Origin of the sequence: Escherichia sp. GZ89, assembly GCF_019366485.1 — a bacterium.
GTDB lineage: Bacteria > Pseudomonadota > Gammaproteobacteria > Enterobacterales > Enterobacteriaceae > Escherichia > Escherichia fergusonii.
The window spans coordinates 308,004-326,901 of the sequence record NZ_JAEOHX010000004.1 but is presented as its reverse complement, the minus strand read 5'-3'; the positions used below and the strand labels follow the sequence as shown (position 1 = coordinate 326,901).

Sequence of the window (18,898 nt, the reverse complement as noted above, 5' to 3'; positions counted from 1 at the left end):
CGAATAACTTAGCCACCGATGTTATTGCGATAGGTACTTAATTGATCCACGCTGTTAACACGGAAAATATTCGCCAGGTAATCCAGCTCCAGCAGTGTTTCACCATCGACCACCTGTTTAATATAAGTACAGCCAAAGGCGCTGCTGAATTCCGGGTTTTCATTCTGTTTAAATGTGCCCAGGGGATTTTTTTTAAACATCACGGTTAAATGTGTCACTAACGCTAATTGATTCGCTTTCCCCTGGGAGTTATAGCAATCAATACTGGAGCGGCACTGTAATGCCACCGCCTGCCACGGGTTTGCCGTTTTACGCATGACGTCCTGATAAAAGGAGTTCCATTTAATTTCGCCCTCCAGTTTATCGAAACCTGCCGGGAGTTCGATTTTACCCACCATGCCCAGTGCCTTATGCTCTTGCATAATTAAACTGACATCCGGCAATTTAATTTCGGTTGCACGACCTAAAAGGTTATTACCATCGAGATAAATATTGGCGTTGGTAATACGGTTAATTTGAATTTTTCCAGCCATTAGCTATTGCTCTCCAGAGAGACTAAATATTCAGAAGTAATTTCAGTTTCAAACGTCAGACGTTCCAGCGGCGGTGGCGGGGTGAATTTATAGCTCAGCAATAAATGCCCGGCGCTTAGTTCGGTCGGTGAATTTCGCGCCGGATCGTACCAGCACTCAAAGCCAAGCAGTGCGCCGTCGGCAATCAGCTTACGGCCCCAGGTATTTACCGATTCGGTCAGGGCATCAATCAGCGCCTGATTAATCGGCATATCAATATACTGCTGACTGAAATAACGGATTGACTCATTAATTACATCGCCTGTCCGGCGGGCGTTTTCAAAGTTACGCATATGGGTCACGGTAGGCCATGCCGCTGTGCGGTTGCCCCACAAGCGCAGACCAGAGCCGTAACTATTGAAAATAGTGGTAATGCCGTTTTCGTTGAGCTGATTCACTTCGCTTTGAGGATCATCAATCATTGCGGAAAGCGAACGTTCAATACCGGTAATACCCTGAATTTCCTGGTTTGAGTTGCTCCACCAGAAACCTTTTTCGAGGTCGACTTTGGCACGTAGCCCGGCAGCGCGCGAAGAGAGCGGTTCGAGAACTTCCTGGTTAGTGATGCCATCGTAAACTTTGACGTGTGGGTAACATAAACGCGCACGATCAGAGCTGGTGTTGAAGTTGATAGCCCCTTGCGAACCGCGTCCTGCCAATACCTGCTGGAATGTCGTCCCAATCGGGGCATCAATGTAGGTAATCGCACCAAGTTTTTCCGCTTGTGCAATCAGCTCGGTAGTTACTGATTTTTGCGTACAGAACACGGGAGCAAGCAGGATTTTGGCGTAGAAACCATACAGGTTATAGGTGTCCTGTAGCAGTTTCATCCCCGTGCGATCGCCTGCGGTATTAACGGCACCGATAATATCGGCTGCGGTGACCTTTGTAGGGTCGCACCAGGAATAATAGGCGCAAACTTTCGCACCAGGAGGAATGTCGGCTCCTGTACGGGTAATTATGCCTGTTTGTTCATCTACGCTAAATGCTGCGGTGTTATAGGTTGATGAATTTGATGAAGAGGGCTTTAGAACCACGTTACGCACATTGCGGTGAGCGAGTTTCGCCTGGTTGTTAGCGTCAAAAGTGATACTCTCATTGCTGATGTTGGAGCCATGTTTTGCCGGATCCAGCACGTTAATCACCACCACCGTACCGGCACCGTGGTCATAAATCGCCTTCAGTGCCTGTGGGATCGTAAAGTTAGCCTGAGTCGAACCAAACTGCGCAGCATCGCTTTCAGAAAGGCATAATGTTGGTTTATTTACCGGACCACAGGGGGCCGTACCGATTAAAGCGATGACGGCGGATTTTACCGCTTTAACCGGACGCGGGCCGGTTTCAATTTCAATGGTTTCTACACCGTGCAGATAATTAGCTGCCATGTACAATTTCCTCTCCGTTATTTTGTTCTTCCTGAGTGATGACAGGAGTCAGATGATTGCGGGCAATCATGGTCATGACCCACTCGTTGTCTTCTGGCAGATCAATTTCACTGTTCGGCCACAATAAGATTTCTTGTCCGTCGGCAAGGGTGACGCCGCTTGCCGGGCCGTTGTAGATGTATTTCATTCAGTTTCCTCGTAATTAACTTCAGTAAGCAGGGTAAGGTCCGTGCTTTCCCGTTTCGCGATAAACAGCGAGCTGGTCGCCATTTCCAGGATGTAGCGGCAGAAACCACCGCTCTCGCCTGCATTGATTTCTTTTTCAAGCCAAAGAAGACGCTCGCAATCAGGAAGCTGGATCCCCCCCAGTGCGCTGCGTATGCGGTCCAGTGCGTTTAACGCGTCACAATTTTTGCCAACAATAACGGTGGCAGTTAAACGGAGCGTTTGCTGTTGCACGAGAGCATCACTGCTTTCAGACATGGCAAATAGAGAACCGCTATAATTAATAATCACTGTAACTTGCTGCGTCTGCGGAATATATTTATGGGCATCAACCGATGAAATAGATACATCCATTTCGGGATTCTGTTCACATAATCTGGTCACAACAGAATTCATTACTGATAAAATTTCCATATAGGGTATCCCTTAATTATCGCTGATTCGTTAACGCTCACTTCGTTATCGTTGAAATGTATTCTGACGTAGTGAAGGTGAAGGATCTTTTAATCTGCTTTAGAGAAAAAATTGAATTTAATAGCTACCGCGTTGTAATAGCTCTATTTTGCTATATAAGGCATCCAGCTTTGCTTCTAATACTGCCTGGCCACGAAGATAATCTTCTCTGCGGACATAATGCAGCGGAAGCTCGGCACGAAATTCGAGAAATTCTCTTTCCAGTTTCGACCAGTTTGTTTCTGATTCCCGGCGCGCGTTTTCCAGAGATTCAAAACGCTCATTAAGTCTTTTTTCAATTTGTGCTAACAGCAATTTTCCGGCAGCAAACATTAATCCAACGAAGGAAAGCATAAGGGAGATCACTTCCCAAAAATCGATACTGAGTTTCATCGGCCCCTCTGATTAGTGAAGACAGCTTGCCTGTCCCCAGAGTAAATAGCGGGCGGCGTGTTGATAGAGAATCATCTTTGGATAGCGACGATTTTCTCGCCAGTTCGTGGCGCTGCGCCCGGCGTTGACTTGCTCAACATGACCAAACCAGAGAGTGGCATCTAGCCCTTTGGATACAGCCAGTTTTTTATCCCGATTAACCCATCCCTGACCGCCGTTATAGGCGCTTAGGGTAAACGCCATACGCTGACAATCATTTTTCGCAGAGATGTTTTTCCACAAATACTGGTCATATTGCACCAGCGCGCGAATCGCCCAGGTTGGGTTATACGGTTTGTTTTCACGCAACTGCGGATACAACTGGCTTACCCATGTCGCTGTAGCAGGCATGAATTGCGCCATACCTTGTGCGCCAACGGGGGAACGTACCATTGGCTGCCAGGCGGACTCCTGGTGTAATTGCCCGGCAAAGTCGGCCACTGGGGCATTCAGTCCCCAGACTTCTCGAGCGGTACGAATTAGTTCGTTTCGCCATGCCAGAGAGGCTCTCGGCGGTTCAGAGGCGTTGAGTGGGAAAAGAACGAAAATAATCATAGACGCGATATATTTCAGCCACATCACTATAGCCCTAACGCGACGGAAAGGCAGACGGCAGCAACGATGATAGCCCGGCGAATCATTGCCGCCGCGCAGCAACGCGGTTCCTTCCAGGGGCAAAAAGAGTCAGGCCGTGCCCAGGGGAACAAACTGCGATCGAGCCAGTATCCCAGCACCGCGGAAAGCGAAACCAGGCTTAGTTTATAAATGACGACCGGGATTTGTGCTGAAGAGGTCCAGCCGATCACGACAAACAGCGCGACGGAAGCGACCAGCCAGCCGGAAAGCCGGGGAAATGTGATTTTTTTCATACGATATCTCCTGATAAATGAGCGTTTAGTGTCGTCAGAACCCGCCAGTGAAGAATGAAAAAAGCTTTAATAAATAAGTTTAAAAAATAGATTCTCTATAAATGAACATGCCCGCTAATAAATCCACCCGTCAATAAAAGAGCAAAAGGTGACCTGGCGAACAAGTGCATCATTATGCAGGGGAAAGATGATGGTGGATCGTAGGAATATTCGATAGTTATTTGATTTTTAAAGTTTGTTTAAGAAAGTCAGCGACTGTGAGGGAAACGATCTTTTTACACTACAAGTAAAAATAATACTGTATGTGTATACAGTATCGTGTAAAATGATACACCTGTTGACAAGAAACATAACGCAAACAATATATCTATTTCATGAATTTATGGCGTTCATTAATATTAAAAATTTATATTTTTGTTAATTGTTTATTTGTTTGTTGAATGTATTGAGTAGCAGTAATGACAACTGCTTAGCGTATATCCGTGGTTTTACACGCATCGGGTCTTATTCAGGATGCAAGATATATGGAGATGAAAAATGATACGAAAATCAAAAGAGATGGCCCGGACACCGGAGATCATTAACGACCTGGCTTTTCATGCATCGCAAGTTCTGATTGAAAGCATCAATCTCGACAGTTCATCGGCAGAAAATGTGGGCTTTGCCATTGCCGACCGAATGATGCGTAACTGGGGCGGACAAAGCATTTATTTCCCTAAGGGGATCTCCGGACGAGCATCGGAGCGTGACTACCAAATCTATAGCGAGTGCGATGGGCGCAACTACGCCGAATTAGCGAAGAAATATAATCTGACGCTGCAATGGATTTATAAGATTGTGAAGCGGGTGCACGCAGAAAAACAGCAGCACCGTCGGATGTAAATCGTCAGCATAAATGAGTCATTTAAAGGCTAATATCAGAAGTGGCTTGTCATGGTGTAAGCGCTATAAGATAGCGCTTACACCAGCAAGACGATTTACGCCGCCGTGATATTGGGTTTAGCTAATACGCCGGGTGTAATTCCCGGCGTTATTTCACGCCATCAGCCCTTATTATTCTTGTGAATTCCCGCTGATTTCATTCTGGATAAGCGTCGCAATATTGTCATTCGTTGCCGCTTATGAACTAAATATCATCTTCTTACGCGAATACACCGCAAACTTATCTGCCAGGTTCGAAGCAAACACCTTGCTGGCATTTTCTGCCAGCAAATCGGTGACGAGATCGTGGTGGTTTTTATCCACTTTTCGGGCGATATTTCCCGCCTCTTTGTCCTTATTATACCGTTCATTGGTGCTTTCCCAGCTTACCGTCGCTGAGGTGGTTTTTATCATGACGTTTGTTTGGTAGCCTGCATCTTTGAGTTTTTTTAATGTTTGTAGCGGCGTAGCGGCATTACGAAATGTTCCTTCGACAACAATGTTGAGTTTACCGACTATCGCTCTCTCAATTGCTCGTTCGACCGTTTCGCCGGAAAATTTCGCCGTATGGGTAACAAAATCATCCCCATAAGTTTGGTAGATATAATTAAAATCAGGGTGTAGAAACCGGAAATCATCACCGTTAATAATCATTATATTATTCTTTGTTTCCCTTTTTGCTAATTCAATCAGCGATGATTTACCCGCTCCGGGTTGCCCACCTAAAACAAAACCAATGGGATGCTGTTGCGGTGTGACTTCATGATTTGTCAGACGCTGCCAAATAGAATCAAAAGATACTTTATTTTCTGAATGTGCAGTATTATTGAATTCACGCTGATATTGAGTTCTTACCTGCTGAAGGTGACTCTTTCCCGGTGTAAAATCAACAAATTCAGCTGGAGTGGAATAAAGATAATCGCGATAGCCGACTAATCGTGTGAGATCATCGACTGAATCCTGACATGACGAAATGGAGCGATTATCAACGATATTTGATAAAAACGCGATGCACTGACTGGCTCCGTTTAAAAGAGCATCTTTTTCCATTAATGCAGCCATTAACACTCCTGTTAAATGATATTTTTCGGTGATTATAATACTGTTCTACAGGAGTGATTTTATTTTTCAGATATTATTTGATCTATGTTTTCAGTGAGGATGGCGTATAACAATTGGTGAGCGTTATACGCCAGTAGGAAAATATTACTCAAACAAATTAAAATGCAGCTTCTGCACAACTTTCTCGGCATCTTCGCCTGGCACCAGGAAGCACAGGTTATGGCTGGAAGCACCATAGCAAATCATGCGAATATTAAACGGTTCCAGCACGCCAAAGACCTCTTTGCCAACGCCGCAGGCTTTTGACAGGTCATTACCAATCAATGCCACCAGCGCCAGACCTTCTTCCACTTCTACCCGGCACAGTGCAGACAGCTCCATCAGCAGGGATTGTGTTAACAGGGTATCTCCCGTTGACGTCGAACCCGTAGTGTCGAGAGTCAATGCGATACTAACTTCAGAGGTCGTGATCAAATCAACCGAAATATTATGCCGTGCGAGAATGCCAAAAACTTCTGCAAGAAACCCGCGAGAATGCAGCATATTCAGGCTGTGCAAAGTGAGCAGAGTCTGATTGCGACGAAGCGCCAGCGCACGGAACAATGGCGGGTCTTCGGTTTTATTACACACCAGAGTGCCACCAGCACGAGGATCTTTGCTGGAACCGACAAACACCGGGATATCGCTGCGCACTGCAGGCAGTAACGTTGCCGGATGAAGTACTTTGGCACCAAAGGTTGCCATCTCAGCCGCTTCTTCAAAGGCGATTTCATCAATTCGTTTAGCATCAGGCACAACGCGCGGATCAGTAGTATAAATTCCCGGAACATCTGTCCAGATATCGACACGAGCAGCGTGTAATGCTTCTGCCAACAGTGCTGCGGTGTAGTCACTACCGCCGCGACCAAGTGTTGTAGTGCGCCCTTTACTTTCACTACCAATAAAGCCCTGGGTGATGACTAAACCTTCACTGAGACGTGGGGTCAATTGCAGCGCAGACAGTTCCGCCAGCGCAGCAATATCTGGTTCTGCGCGGCCAAAACGATCATTAGTACGCATCACTTTACGCACATCGAACCACTGAGCCTGAACATTGCGTTCACGCAGAATCTCCACAAACAGCAGGGTAGACATCAGTTCGCCGTGGCTGACCAGTTCATCTGTTAATGCCGGAGAAGTTGCCAGCGCAGCTGCTTCCGCCAGCACCGTAATATTCTCCATCAGCCGTTCAATCTCATCACGGATGACATTGGGGTAGCGCAGACGTTCTACAATTGAGAACTGAATATTGCGAATAGCATCGAGTTTTTCGAAACGTTCAGTAGGTTCCAGACCTTCAGCCAGTGCCACCAACAGATTAGTGATCCCGGCGGAAGCTGAGAGGACGACTAAACGTACATTGGTATCAGAAAGCACAATGTCAGCACTGCGATTCATGGCGTCAAAATCAGCAACGCTGGTACCACCAAATTTAGAGACAACAATATCGGGCATAACTACCTCGTGTCAGGGAGTGAAAGAAGCGACCATGGCACAAAGGCAGAACTGAAACCGGTGCAGGCGCAAACCGTATTTATAAATAAAAGGTGCGGGGGAGGCTGTCAACGCTGGGATTATGCGGATTTTTCATGCAGCGGGGATGCTCAGAAACTGTGCTTATAACAGCTATACTTTTTATCCTCTTTCGCAGTTCGCCGAGCTAACGGCACTAAAACCATCACATTTTTCTGTGACTGGCGCTACAATCGTCCACAGTCACAATTCTCAAATCAGAAGAGTATTGCTAATGAAAAATATCAATCCAACGCAGACCGCGGCCTGGCAGGCACTACAGAAACACTTCGATGAAATGAAAGACGTTACGATCGCCGATCTTTTTGCTAAAGACGGCGATCGTTTTTCTAAGTTCTCCGCAACCTTCGACGATCAGATGCTGGTGGATTACTCCAAAAACCGCATCACTGAAGAGACGCTGGCGAAATTACAGGATCTGGCGAAAGAGTGTGATTTGGCTGGCGCGATTAAGTCGATGTTCTCTGGCGAGAAGATCAACCGCACCGAAAACCGCGCTGTTCTGCACGTAGCGCTGCGTAACCGTAGCAATACCCCGATTCTGGTTGATGGCAAAGATGTTATGCCGGAAGTCAACGCGGTGCTGGAGAAGATGAAAACCTTCTCGGAAGCGATTATTTCTGGTGAGTGGAAAGGCTATACCGGCAAAGCAATCACTGACGTAGTGAACATCGGGATCGGCGGTTCTGACCTCGGCCCATACATGGTGACTGAAGCACTGCGTCCGTACAAAAATCACCTGAACATGCACTTTGTTTCTAACGTCGATGGAACTCACATCGCGGAAGTGCTGAAAAAAGTAAACCCGGAAACCACCCTGTTCCTGGTAGCGTCTAAAACCTTCACCACTCAGGAAACTATGACCAACGCCCATAGCGCGCGTGACTGGTTCCTGAAAGCGGCAGGTGATGAAAAACACGTTGCGAAACACTTTGCGGCGCTCTCCACCAATGCCACAGCCGTTGGCGAGTTTGGTATTGATACCGCCAACATGTTCGAGTTCTGGGACTGGGTCGGCGGCCGTTACTCTTTGTGGTCAGCGATTGGCCTGTCGATTGTTCTCTCCATCGGCTTTGATAACTTCGTTGAACTGCTTTCTGGCGCACACGCGATGGACAAGCATTTCTCCACCACGCCTGCAGAGAAAAACCTGCCTGTACTGCTGGCGCTGATTGGCATCTGGTACAACAATTTCTTTGGCGCGGAAACTGAAGCGATTCTGCCGTATGACCAGTATATGCACCGTTTTGCGGCGTACTTCCAGCAGGGCAATATGGAGTCCAACGGTAAGTATGTTGACCGTAACGGTAACGTTGTGGATTACCAGACTGGCCCGATTATCTGGGGTGAACCTGGCACGAACGGTCAGCACGCGTTCTACCAGCTGATCCACCAGGGTACGAAGATGGTGCCGTGCGATTTCATCGCCCCGGCTATCACCCATAACCCGCTCTCTGATCATCACCAGAAACTGCTGTCTAACTTCTTCGCTCAGACCGAAGCGCTGGCGTTTGGTAAATCCCGCGAAGTGGTTGAGCAGGAATATCGCGATCAGGGTAAAGATCCGGCCACGCTTGGCTACGTGGTACCGTTCAAAGTGTTCGAAGGTAACCGCCCGACTAACTCCATCCTGCTGCGCGAAATCACTCCGTTCAGCCTGGGTGCGTTGATTGCGCTGTATGAGCACAAAATCTTTACTCAGGGCGTGATCCTGAACATCTTCACCTTCGACCAGTGGGGCGTGGAGCTGGGTAAACAGCTGGCGAACCGTATTCTGCCAGAGCTGAAAGATGACAAAGAAATCAGCAGCCACGATAGCTCAACCAATGGTCTGATTAACCGCTATAAAGCGTGGCGCGGTTAATTAAATAACCTTAATAACAATGCCGACTATAAGTCGGCATTGTTTTATCAGATAAATCCCCTTGTCTGTGATTTAACAGAAATCATACCGTGAGGTTAATCCTAAAATAGATTTTTAATTGTGGTTGATTTCGGAAAATACGCAGGTTCATTCCTTTTTGTTTTATTTTAAGTTTATGGTTTTCAATGTTATTTATATATAAGGTGAAACTTATATTTGATAATCATTCCAATTATCTTAAAACCCCATCACTAATTACCCTCACCGTAATTCGCATGCTTTAGTTGTGTATACTCGATCCCGCCCGAAATGTTTTTGGGTAAATCTCCATTCATTCAATGAAGGGAAATTGTTATGAAAAAAGTTCTGTATGGCATTTTTGCCATATCTGCGCTTGCGGCGACTTCTGCGTGGGCTGCACCTGTACAGGTGGGCGAAGCGGCAGGGTCGGCAGCAACGTCGGTTTCGGCGGGTAGTTCCTCCGCGACCAGCGTCAGCACCGTAAGCTCGGCGGTAGGTGTCGCGCTCGCGGCAACCGGTGGCGGTGATGGTTCTAATACCGGGACCACAACAACCACGACCACCAGTACCCAGTAATAAAGTATGTATCCCCAAAATAATTCGAGTCATCGCATCTGTGGCTTGAAGTATGACGGGGATTAACCATAACCACACTCCGGTGTGGTTATTCTGCCCCTCTGGAGAAGAGTCGTGAAGCGACCTGCACTCATTCTTATCTGCCTGCTATTACAGGCCTGTTCAGCCACGACTAAAGAGCTGGGCAATTCACTGTGGGACAGTCTGTTCGGTACGCCAGGCGTACAGCTGACGGACGATGATATTCAAAATATGCCCTACGCCAGCCAGTACATGCAGCTTAATGGCGGGCCGCAGTTGTTTGTGGTGCTGGCCTTCGCTGAAGACGGGCAACAAAAATGGGTCACTCAGGATCAGGCCACTCTCGTCACACAACATGGTCGTCTGGTGAAGACTTTGCTTGGCGGCGACAACCTGATTGAAGTGAATAACCTTGCCGCCGACCCGCTGATAAAACCCGCACAAATTGTTGATGGCGCAACCTGGACGCGCACGATGGGCTGGACCGAGTACCAGCAGGTGCGCTACGCCACCGCACGCTCGGTTTTCAAATGGGATGGCACCGATACCGTCAAAGTCGGTAGCGATGAAACTCCGGTTCGTGTGCTGGACGAAGAAGTCTCCACCGACCAGGCGCACTGGCATAACCGCTATTGGATCGACAGCGAAGGGCAAATTCGCCAGTCGGAACAGTATCTCGGCGCGGATTATTTCCCGGTGAAAACCACTCTCATCAAGGCGGCAAAACAATGATTAAACAAACTATTGCTGCGTTGATTATGAGCGTGGGAGCGTCATCGGTCTTTGCGGCAGGCACCGTCAAAGTGTTCAGTAATGGCAGCAATGAGGCCAAAACGCTGACAGGCGCAGAGCATTTAATTGATCTGGTAGGTCAACCGCGGCTCGCAAACAGTTGGTGGCCCGGTGCGGTGATTAGCGAAGAGCTGGCAACGGCGGCGGCATTACGGCAGCAGCAGGCGTTGCTGACAAGGCTGGCAGAACTGGCCTCAGAATCCAGCACCGACGATGCCGCCGCCATTAACGCCTTACGCCAGCAAATTCAGGCGTTGAAGGTGACGGGCAGACAAAAAATCAATCTTGATCCTGATATCGTGCGCGTTGCCGAACGCGGTAACCCGCCGTTGCAGGGCAACTACACGCTGTGGGTCGGACCACCGCCGTCCACGGTCACGTTGTTTGGGCTTATCAGCCGTCCTGGCAAGCAGCCATTCACTCCCGGTCGCGACGTGGCGAGCTATCTCTCCGGGCAAAGTCTGCTTAGTGGTGCGGATCGCAGCTACGCGTGGGTGGTTTACCCGGATGGACGCACGCAAAAAGCGCCGGTGGCTTACTGGAACAAGCGTCACGTAGAGCCGATGCCCGGCAGCATTATATATGTTGGCCTCGCGGACTCTGTCTGGAGTGAGACGCCTGATGCCCTTAACGCTGACATTCTTCAGACTCTGACGCAGCGGATACCGCAATAATGAAAAAAAGACATCTGCTTAGTTTACTGGCGCTGGGCATTAGCACGGCTTGCTATGGCGAAACATATCCTGCGCCCATTGGTCCGTCGCAATCGGATTTCGGTGGTGTAGGATTATTACAAACACCTACCGCGCGCATGGCGCGGGAAGGGGAGTTGAGTCTGAACTATCGCGATAACGATCAGTACCGTTATTACTCAGCTTCAGTGCAACTCTTCCCGTGGTTGGAAACAACGCTGCGTTATACCGACGTGCGCACTCGGCAGTACAGCAGCGTCGAAGCGTTCTCTGGTGATCAAACGTATAAAGATAAAGCCTTCGATCTCAAACTGCGTTTATGGGAAGAGAGTTACTGGCTGCCACAGGTGGCGGTTGGTGCGCGGGATATCGGCGGTACGGGGCTGTTCGATGCGGAATATCTTGTCGCCAGCAAAGCCTGGGGGCCATTCGATTTTACGCTCGGCCTGGGCTGGGGATATCTGGGCACCAGCGGTAACGTGAAAAATCCGCTCTGTTCAGCCAGTGACAAATATTGCTATCGCGATAACAGCTACAAACAAGCGGGATCTATCGACGGTAGTCAGATGTTCCACGGTCCGGCCTCACTGTTTGGCGGCGTGGAATACCAGACGCCCTGGCAGCCGCTGCGTCTGAAACTGGAGTATGAAGGCAATAATTATCAGCAGGATTTTGCCGGGAAGCTGGAGCAAAAAAGTAAGTTTAACGTCGGGGCGATTTATCGCGTTACCGATTGGGCCGATGTTAACCTTAGCTATGAACGCGGTAACACCTTTATGTTTGGCGTCACGCTGCGTACCAACTTTAACGATCTACGCCCGTCCTACAATGATAACGCCCGTCCGCAATATCAACCGCAGCCGCAGGATGCCATTTTGCAGCATTCGGTGGTGGCGAATCAGTTAACGCTGTTGAAATACAACGCCGGACTGGCCGATCCGCAGATCCAGACGAAAGGCGATACGCTGTACGTCACCGGTGAGCAGGTGAAATATCGTGATTCGCGTGAAGGGATCATCCGTGCTAATCGGATCGTGATGAACGATCTGCCGGAGGGGATCAAGACGATCCGCGTTACAGAAAATCGCCTTAACATGCCGCAGGTGACGACGGAAACCGATGTAGCCAGCCTGAAAAATCATCTTGCCGGAGAGCCGTTGGGCCACGAAACGACGCTGGCGCAAAAACGCGTCGAGCCGGTAGTTCCTGCGTCCACCGAGCAGGGCTGGTATATAGACAAATCACGCTTTGATTTCCATATCGATCCGGTGCTGAACCAGTCGGTCGGTGGCCCGGAAAACTTTTACATGTACCAGCTGGGCGTGATAGGAACGGCGGATTTGTGGCTGACGGACCATCTGCTGACCACCGGTAGTCTGTTTGCTAACCTGGCGAACAATTACGACAAGTTTAATTACACCAATCCACCGCAGGACTCGCACTTACCGCGCGTTCGTACCCATGTGCGTGAGTATGTGCAGAATGATGTCTATGTGAATAACCTGCAAGCCAACTACTTCCAGCATCTGGGCAACGGCTTCTACGGTCAGGTCTACGGTGGTTATCTCGAAACCATGTTTGGCGGCGTGGGGGCAGAGGTGTTGTATCGCCCGCTGGATAGCAACTGGGCGTTTGGTCTGGATGCTAACTACGTTAAACAGCGCGACTGGCGTAGCGCAAAAGATATGATGAAATTCACCGATTACAGCGTGAAAACTGGTCATTTGACCGCCTACTGGACGCCATCTTTCGCTCAGGATGTGTTAGTGAAAGCCAGCGTCGGGCAATATCTGGCAGGGGATAAAGGCGGCACGCTGGAAATCGCCAAACGCTTTGACAGCGGCGTGGTAGTGGGTGGGTATGCCACGATCACGAATGTTTCGAAAGAGGAGTACGGCGAAGGGGACTTCACCAAAGGCGTGTATGTCTCTGTACCGTTGGATCTCTTCTCGTCTGGCCCGACTCGTAGCCGTGCAGCAATTGGCTGGACGCCGCTGACGCGTGACGGTGGTCAGCAACTTGGGCGTAAGTTCCAGTTGTATGACATGACCAGCGACCGAAGCGTCAATTTCCGCTAAGTCATGGGAAAGGTGCCAGTTTTCGCACTCACTGGCACCTTCATTCTTAATGGCCTGTCGAGCCATCAGGAACGCAGTTCACCCCCGGTTTGCGATCTGGTGTGTAAAGGCGAAAACATTCTGTCTTCCTGTCCGTCGATATTGGTTGCAGGTCTGGTTGCCTGAGCGACTGGGCCATCATTGGGCTGGAGACATTGCTTTGCGGTAGGTCGGCTTTATCAGCAGTACCGAGTGGACCAGCATAAGCAGGAAGGACAGAGACTGATAACATCAAAGCAGCAAAATAAGGCTTCATTTTTACCACCTTTATCAGGTTACGTTTCATTTGTTCCAGAGGAACATTGTCGATTTTTCGCGCATTGCTGGTGGCTGGGAATCACCTGAATGGGTGATTTTTTGGGCTGTGTGTTTTGCCAGATGCGACGTTGGTTGGGAGATGCCCACTTAATCGATCTGAACAAAACATACACAAAAAATATAGATCTCCGTCACATTTTTGCGTTATACAGGAAGCTCGCCATTGTGAAGGAGGTACTGCTATGACGTCACTCTCTCGTCCGCGCGTGGAGTTTATCTCCACCATTTTGCAGACCGTTCTCAATCTTGGCCTGTTGTGTCTCGGCCTGATTTTGGTTGTCTTCCTCGGCAAAGAAACGGTGCATCTGGCTGATGTGCTGTTCGCGCCAGAACAAACCAGCAAATATGAGCTGGTGGAAGGGCTGGTGGTTTACTTTCTCTATTTCGAATTTATCGCGCTGATTGTGAAGTACTTTCAGTCCGGTTTTCACTTTCCCTTACGTTACTTTGTCTATATCGGGATCACCGCCATTGTGCGCTTGATCATCGTCGATCATAAATCACCGCTGGATGTGTTGATCTACTCGGCAGCGATCCTGCTACTGGTGATCACCTTATGGCTGTGTAATTCGAAACGGCTGAAGCGGGAGTAAAAAGACAGCACGCCGAACTGGCGCGGCGTGCTGGACAGGAAGATTACAGCGTAGCAGTTTGTTGTGTTTTCTTCGTTTCCGGTTCCCAGAGCGCTTCCAGCTCCTCAAGGGTTTTACCTTTAGTTTCCGGGACAAATTTCCACATAAACAGTGTCGCCAGAACGCCCATACAACCGTAAATCCAGTAGGAGAAACCGTTGTGGAAATGGGCCACCAGCCAGGAGTTTTTGTCCATCATCGGGAAGGTCCAGGAGACGAAGTAGTTCGCCAGCCACTGGGCCGCCACCGCGATTGCCAGTGCTTTACCACGAATGGCATTCGGGAAGATTTCCGACAGCAGTACCCAGCATACCGGACCCCAGGACATGGCAAAGGCGGCAACATAGAACAGCATCGATAGCAGCGCCACAATACCCGGTGCCTGAGTGTAAAACGCAGTACCGAGGCTAAACATACCGATTGCCATTCCGAGCGCGCCGATAATTTGCAGTGGCTTACGACCAAATTTATCCACCGTCATAATTGCCAGAACGGTGAAGGTGAGGTTGATAACTCCGACAATAATGGTCTGCAACAGCGCGATATCGGTGCTGGCCCCCAGCGTTTTGAACACTTCCGGCGCGTAGTACAACACCACATTGATGCCAACAAATTGCTGGAAGATGGAGAGCATAACGCCGATTACAATCACGCCCACGCCAAACATCAGCAGACGACCACCGGTTTTGCGGCCATGATCCAGGGAGTGTTTAATTTCCTGTACTGCCTGAGTTGCAAGGGTGTTGCCCATAATTTTGCGCAGGATACCTTCCGCCTGTTCCTGTTTGCCGCGCGACATCAGCCAGCGAGGACTTTCTGGAACGGTATACAGCAGCATTAAGAACAGCAGTGCAGGGATACATTCCGAGGCGAACATATAACGCCAGCCGTCAGTATTCAGCCAGGTGGCATCGCCGGAACGGGCAATAAAATAGTTCACGCAGTAAACTAAAAGTTGCCCGAAAATAATGGCAAACTGGTTAAAAGAGACCAGTTTCCCGCGAATATGAGCTGGAGCCAGTTCCGCAATATACATTGGCGAGAGCATTGAGGCTAAACCAACACCAATACCGCCAATAATGCGATAAATAACAAATTCCGGGACATAACCTGCCAGATAAACAGGCACTGTGTTGTCCGGGTTTATTGAGGTAAAACCAAGTTCTGGCCAGGCAGAACCTACACCAGAAATAAAAAACAGGACAGCAGCAATCTTAAGTGAATCACGACGACCGAAGCGGTTACTGCAATAACCACCGAGGGCACCGCCGATGATGCAACCAATCAGAGCGCTGGCTACGCAAAACCCTAACAGGGAATTGGCAGCGGATTCACTTAAGTTTTGTGGAGCAACAAAGACGGTATTGAGTGACTCAACAGTACCGGAAATAACGGCGGTGTCGTAGCCAAATAATAAACCACCTAATGTAGCGACTAAGGTAATCGAAAATATATAACTGGAATTATACTGGGTACTCATTCAGACCTGCCTTAGGCTATTCCATTATTTTATCAGTACATTGATGTTGGAATTGTCTGGCAGTTATGACAATTATCATTTTTTACAACGCTTTTACGTTATGTATTTTCTGTGATCTTAATTCGGAAAATTTGTTGCAATTGATGAAAAAAAGAGTGTTGCCGTGACTCAGAGCACGAATAAGAATTATCGTAAGTATAAAAACATATAACGTAATAAATTTTGTATATTGGAAAATATTAATCGTTGAATAATAAAACTTGTGATTGGACGAAAAAATGGCGCTCCGTGGAGCGCCGAATAACAGTCACAAGATGGAATAACAGACTTGAGGGTGCAGTGGCATAGCCCGTTTCCGGGCTGGGTTACAGCTAAATATCGACAACAATTAACCTTTCACACCACCCGCCGTCAGGCCGTTGACCAGCCAGCGTTGGGCCAGCAGGAAAACCAGAGTGATAGGAATGGCTGACAGCACCGCCGCTGCAGCAAAGTCGCCCCACAGATAGTTTTGTGGGTTGAGATACTGCTGCATACCAACAGCCAGCGTGTAGCTGTTTACATCACGCAACAACAGTGATGCGACAGGAACTTCGGTGATTGCGGCGATAAACGACAGAATAAACACGACTGCCAGAATCGGTACTGACAATGGCAGTAGTACCAGACGGAAGGCTTGCCATGGTGTTGCGCCATCCAGCGCCGCAGCTTCTTCCAGTGAGCCATCAATGGTTTCGAAATAGCCTTTAATTGTCCAGACATGCAGGGCAATACCACCGAGGTAGGCGAAAATCACACCGCCATGAGTGTTCAGACCAATAAACGGGATGTACTGGCCGAGGCGATCAAACAATGCATACAATGCCACCAGCGAAAGCACTGCCGGGAACATCTGGAAAATCAACATTCCTTTCAGCAGTGTTGCTTTCCCCGGAAAACGCATTCGGGCGAAGGCGTAGGCGCAAGTGGTGGAAAGCGCCACAATACCCAGCGCGGTGATGCCAGCAATTTTTACCGAGTTCCACAGCCACAACAGTACCGGGAAAGGTGGTGGCGTGACGCGACCGTCGGCGTGCTCTACGCTGAAACCTAATGCCAGTTTCCAGTGCTCCCAGGAGATATGTTCCGGGATCAGGCTACCCGTGGCGAAGTTACCTTCGCGCAGGGAGATGGTGATAACCATCAGCAACGGGAACATAATTGCTGCGATGAAAACCAGTAACCCTACGTGGGTGATGAATAAACGCAGTTTTTGCGATTTAGGTTGGACCATTGCCATATCTATTGTTCCTTAATCAAACTTCATCCGCGTGGCTTTCAAATTCACAATCGCCAGTGCACCAACCAACAGGAAGATCAGCGTGGCAATCGCTGCCGCAAGCCCAAAGTCCTGCCCCCCGCCACCTTCAAAGGCGATACGGTAGGTGTAGCTAACTAACAAGTCGGTGTAACCGGCTGGCGTGGTGGTGCCGAGTCGATCAGGTCCGCCATTAGTCAACAGCTGAATCAGCACAAAGTTATTGAAGTTAAAGGCGAAGCTGGCAATCATCAGCGGTGTCAGCGGTTTGATCAACAGCGGTAATGTGATCTTGAAGAAGTTCTGTAACGGACTCGCACCGTCCATTGCTGATGCTTCATACAGGTCGTCAGGAATCGCTTTTAACAAGCCCATGCACAGGATCATCATGTATGGATAACCGAGCCAGGTATTGACGATGATAATCATCAAACGGGCGGTATTCGGATCGCTGAACCAGGCCGGTTTAATGCCAAACAGCGAACTGAGCATCATGTTGATTTCACCGAAGCTCTGGTTAAACAACCCCTTGAAGATCAGAATCGAGATAAATGACGGCACGGCGTAGGGCAATATCAGCAATACGCGATATATCGCTTTACCTTTTAACGCTTCCCATTGCACCAGGCAGGCCAACACCATGCCTACCGCGACGGTCAGCAAAACTGTTAACACTGAGAACACCACGGTCCAGGCGAAGATGGCCAGGAACGGCTTCTGAATACCTTCATCGGTAAAGACGCGGGAGAAATTGTCCCAGCCGGTGGTGACGGTATAACCGGGACTTAATTTTTCATCGCCCCAGTGACCATCAGCGGTCAGTGACTGGTAGTAACCAATCTCATTGTTCGGGCGATATTTCACGCCGCTCTGATTATTGGTCAATGTGCCATCTTCAGACAGCGTGTAGAGCGGCTGCGTGCCGGAAAACTGGCGCAGCGAACTCATTATCACTTTGTTGTCATTAGGCAATATGGCGGTGATATCGTTTAATGCCTGGCGGTTTTGCGTGATAACGCGCAGTGTTGCGCGTTCGCCTTCAGGAAGCGTATCGCTCTCTTTCAGTTGTAGCTTCTGCACGCCGCCAAATTTAAAGGCATCAGAAAGATAATATTTGCCACTTTCTCCATCAGTAAGGGCCAGTTGCCACTCATCACCCGCTGGATAAAGGCCAAAGTTATAGGTTTTTCCTGACTGCCAGGTACGGTCTAACAACACTTCCTGCGCGCGTTCAAAAGTCAGCTGGTTAGTGCTGCTGTAGTTGGTAAAAGCAATAGCGATGGTACAAACTAATGGGAACAGGACAAATAGCCCCATACCCGCCATACCAGGGTAAACATAGCGCCAGGCGTAAGTCTTACGATTGGCAAAAATATACAGGCCAGCAGAGCTTAAAATCAGCGTCATGATGGCGAACAGGTATTCCCCTTGTGCGTACATTAAAACAACAAGGTATCCCACCAGCAGACTTAGCAGACCAATAACTGACCATTTCAGTGTGTCGCTTTGCCACCAATGTTTCTTTTTAATGACATCCATGGGGATCTTCCTCATTCCAGAACGGATAAAGCGTTTACGCTGCATCCGACAACAACCG

Annotated in this window: 19 protein-coding genes and 1 pseudogene; 7 read left to right on the top strand and 13 right to left on the bottom strand. The window is 48.8% G+C overall.

The window, feature by feature from the left end:
• Window positions 1–8 precede the first annotated feature (8 nt).
• The 7 genes from K0335_RS09870 to K0335_RS09840 all read right to left on the bottom strand — a co-directional run bounded on the left by K0335_RS09870 (window position 9) and on the right by K0335_RS09840 (window position 3,936).
• Window positions 9–533 (bottom strand): phage major tail tube protein, encoded by a 525-nt coding sequence (locus K0335_RS09870; protein ID WP_104919843.1) that lies wholly within the window; start codon window positions 531–533, stop codon window positions 9–11.
• Window positions 533–1,957 (bottom strand): phage tail sheath family protein, encoded by a 1,425-nt coding sequence (locus tag K0335_RS09865; protein ID WP_000729836.1) that lies wholly within the window; start codon window positions 1,955–1,957, stop codon window positions 533–535. The genes K0335_RS09870 and K0335_RS09865 overlap by 1 nt, the downstream gene beginning before the upstream one ends.
• Window positions 1,947–2,144: a hypothetical protein gene (locus tag K0335_RS09860; RefSeq protein ID WP_000875309.1), complete on the bottom strand. Its 198-nt coding sequence runs from the start codon at window positions 2,142–2,144 to the stop codon at window positions 1,947–1,949. Before K0335_RS09860 ends, K0335_RS09865 begins: the two co-directional genes overlap by 11 nt.
• Window positions 2,141–2,596 (bottom strand): Gp37 family protein, encoded by a 456-nt coding sequence (locus K0335_RS09855; protein ID WP_000404766.1) that lies wholly within the window; start codon window positions 2,594–2,596, stop codon window positions 2,141–2,143. Before K0335_RS09855 ends, K0335_RS09860 begins: the two co-directional genes overlap by 4 nt.
• 117 nt (window positions 2,597–2,713) lie before the next feature.
• A complete protein-coding gene (locus K0335_RS09850; RefSeq protein WP_000777271.1) occupies window positions 2,714–3,028 on the bottom strand; it encodes a hypothetical protein in 315 nt (104 codons plus the stop codon).
• A 12-nt stretch (window positions 3,029–3,040) separates the two neighbouring features.
• Window positions 3,041–3,646: a lytic transglycosylase domain-containing protein gene (locus K0335_RS09845; RefSeq protein ID WP_000266450.1), complete on the bottom strand. Its 606-nt coding sequence runs from the start codon at window positions 3,644–3,646 to the stop codon at window positions 3,041–3,043.
• A 2-nt stretch (window positions 3,647–3,648) separates the two neighbouring features.
• Window positions 3,649–3,936, bottom strand: a complete 288-nt coding sequence (locus K0335_RS09840) for a putative holin (protein ID WP_000724378.1) — start codon at window positions 3,934–3,936, stop codon at window positions 3,649–3,651.
• Between the two features lie 537 nt (window positions 3,937–4,473).
• Between K0335_RS09840 and K0335_RS09835 the strand changes: the two genes are divergently transcribed.
• The gene (locus K0335_RS09835) at window positions 4,474–4,818 is read left to right on the top strand and encodes a Mor transcription activator family protein (RefSeq protein WP_104919845.1); all 345 of its coding nucleotides are present in this window, start codon (window positions 4,474–4,476) and stop codon (window positions 4,816–4,818) included.
• Between the two features lie 171 nt (window positions 4,819–4,989).
• On the opposite strand, the pseudogene K0335_RS09830 reads toward K0335_RS09835, so the two are convergent.
• Window positions 4,990–5,919, bottom strand: a pseudogene (locus K0335_RS09830) (zeta toxin family protein).
• Between the two features lie 144 nt (window positions 5,920–6,063).
• The gene (gene lysC, locus K0335_RS09825; RefSeq protein ID WP_001112915.1) at window positions 6,064–7,413 is read right to left on the bottom strand and encodes a lysine-sensitive aspartokinase 3; all 1,350 of its coding nucleotides are present in this window, start codon (window positions 7,411–7,413) and stop codon (window positions 6,064–6,066) included.
• A gap of 292 nt (window positions 7,414–7,705) precedes the next feature.
• Here lysC and pgi point away from each other — a divergent pair, with 292 nt between their 5' ends.
• The 5 genes from pgi (at window position 7,706) to K0335_RS09800 (ending at window position 13,535) form a co-directional block, all read left to right on the top strand.
• Window positions 7,706–9,355, top strand: a complete 1,650-nt coding sequence (gene pgi, locus K0335_RS09820) for a glucose-6-phosphate isomerase (RefSeq protein ID WP_104919847.1) — start codon at window positions 7,706–7,708, stop codon at window positions 9,353–9,355.
• Between the two features lie 354 nt (window positions 9,356–9,709).
• The gene (yjbE, locus tag K0335_RS09815; RefSeq protein ID WP_000757333.1) at window positions 9,710–9,952 is read left to right on the top strand and encodes an exopolysaccharide production protein YjbE; all 243 of its coding nucleotides are present in this window, start codon (window positions 9,710–9,712) and stop codon (window positions 9,950–9,952) included.
• A gap of 114 nt (window positions 9,953–10,066) precedes the next feature.
• Entirely contained in the window at window positions 10,067–10,705 is a 639-nt protein-coding gene (locus tag K0335_RS09810) for a YjbF family lipoprotein (RefSeq protein WP_002433024.1), read from the top strand.
• Window positions 10,702–11,439, top strand: coding sequence for a capsule biosynthesis GfcC family protein (locus K0335_RS09805; protein ID WP_104919848.1), 738 nt, complete (start codon window positions 10,702–10,704; stop codon window positions 11,437–11,439). Before K0335_RS09810 ends, K0335_RS09805 begins: the two co-directional genes overlap by 4 nt.
• Entirely contained in the window at window positions 11,439–13,535 is a 2,097-nt protein-coding gene (locus tag K0335_RS09800) for a YjbH domain-containing protein (RefSeq protein ID WP_104919849.1), read from the top strand. The genes K0335_RS09805 and K0335_RS09800 overlap by 1 nt, the downstream gene beginning before the upstream one ends.
• A gap of 46 nt (window positions 13,536–13,581) precedes the next feature.
• Here K0335_RS09800 and K0335_RS09795 read toward each other — a convergent pair whose 3' ends face one another.
• A complete protein-coding gene (locus K0335_RS09795) occupies window positions 13,582–13,860 on the bottom strand; it encodes a periplasmic protein (RefSeq protein ID WP_001295279.1) in 279 nt (92 codons plus the stop codon).
• A 214-nt stretch (window positions 13,861–14,074) separates the two neighbouring features.
• Here K0335_RS09795 and psiE point away from each other — a divergent pair, with 214 nt between their 5' ends.
• The gene (gene psiE / locus K0335_RS09790; protein WP_000202902.1) at window positions 14,075–14,485 is read left to right on the top strand and encodes a phosphate-starvation-inducible protein PsiE; all 411 of its coding nucleotides are present in this window, start codon (window positions 14,075–14,077) and stop codon (window positions 14,483–14,485) included.
• A gap of 43 nt (window positions 14,486–14,528) precedes the next feature.
• On the opposite strand, the gene xylE is transcribed toward psiE, so the two are convergent.
• From xylE to malF, 3 genes are all read right to left on the bottom strand, one after another.
• Window positions 14,529–16,004 carry a D-xylose transporter XylE gene (xylE, locus tag K0335_RS09785; RefSeq protein ID WP_219393804.1) on the bottom strand — a complete coding sequence of 492 codons (1,476 nt, stop codon included), beginning with the start codon at window positions 16,002–16,004 and terminating at the stop codon, window positions 14,529–14,531.
• A 388-nt stretch (window positions 16,005–16,392) separates the two neighbouring features.
• Window positions 16,393–17,283, bottom strand: coding sequence for a maltose ABC transporter permease MalG (gene malG / locus K0335_RS09780; protein WP_001252083.1), 891 nt, complete (start codon window positions 17,281–17,283; stop codon window positions 16,393–16,395).
• Window positions 17,284–17,295: 12 nt separating this feature from the next.
• Entirely contained in the window at window positions 17,296–18,840 is a 1,545-nt protein-coding gene (gene malF / locus K0335_RS09775; protein ID WP_015953923.1) for a maltose ABC transporter permease MalF, read from the bottom strand.
• Between the last annotated feature and the right edge of the window lie 58 nt (window positions 18,841–18,898).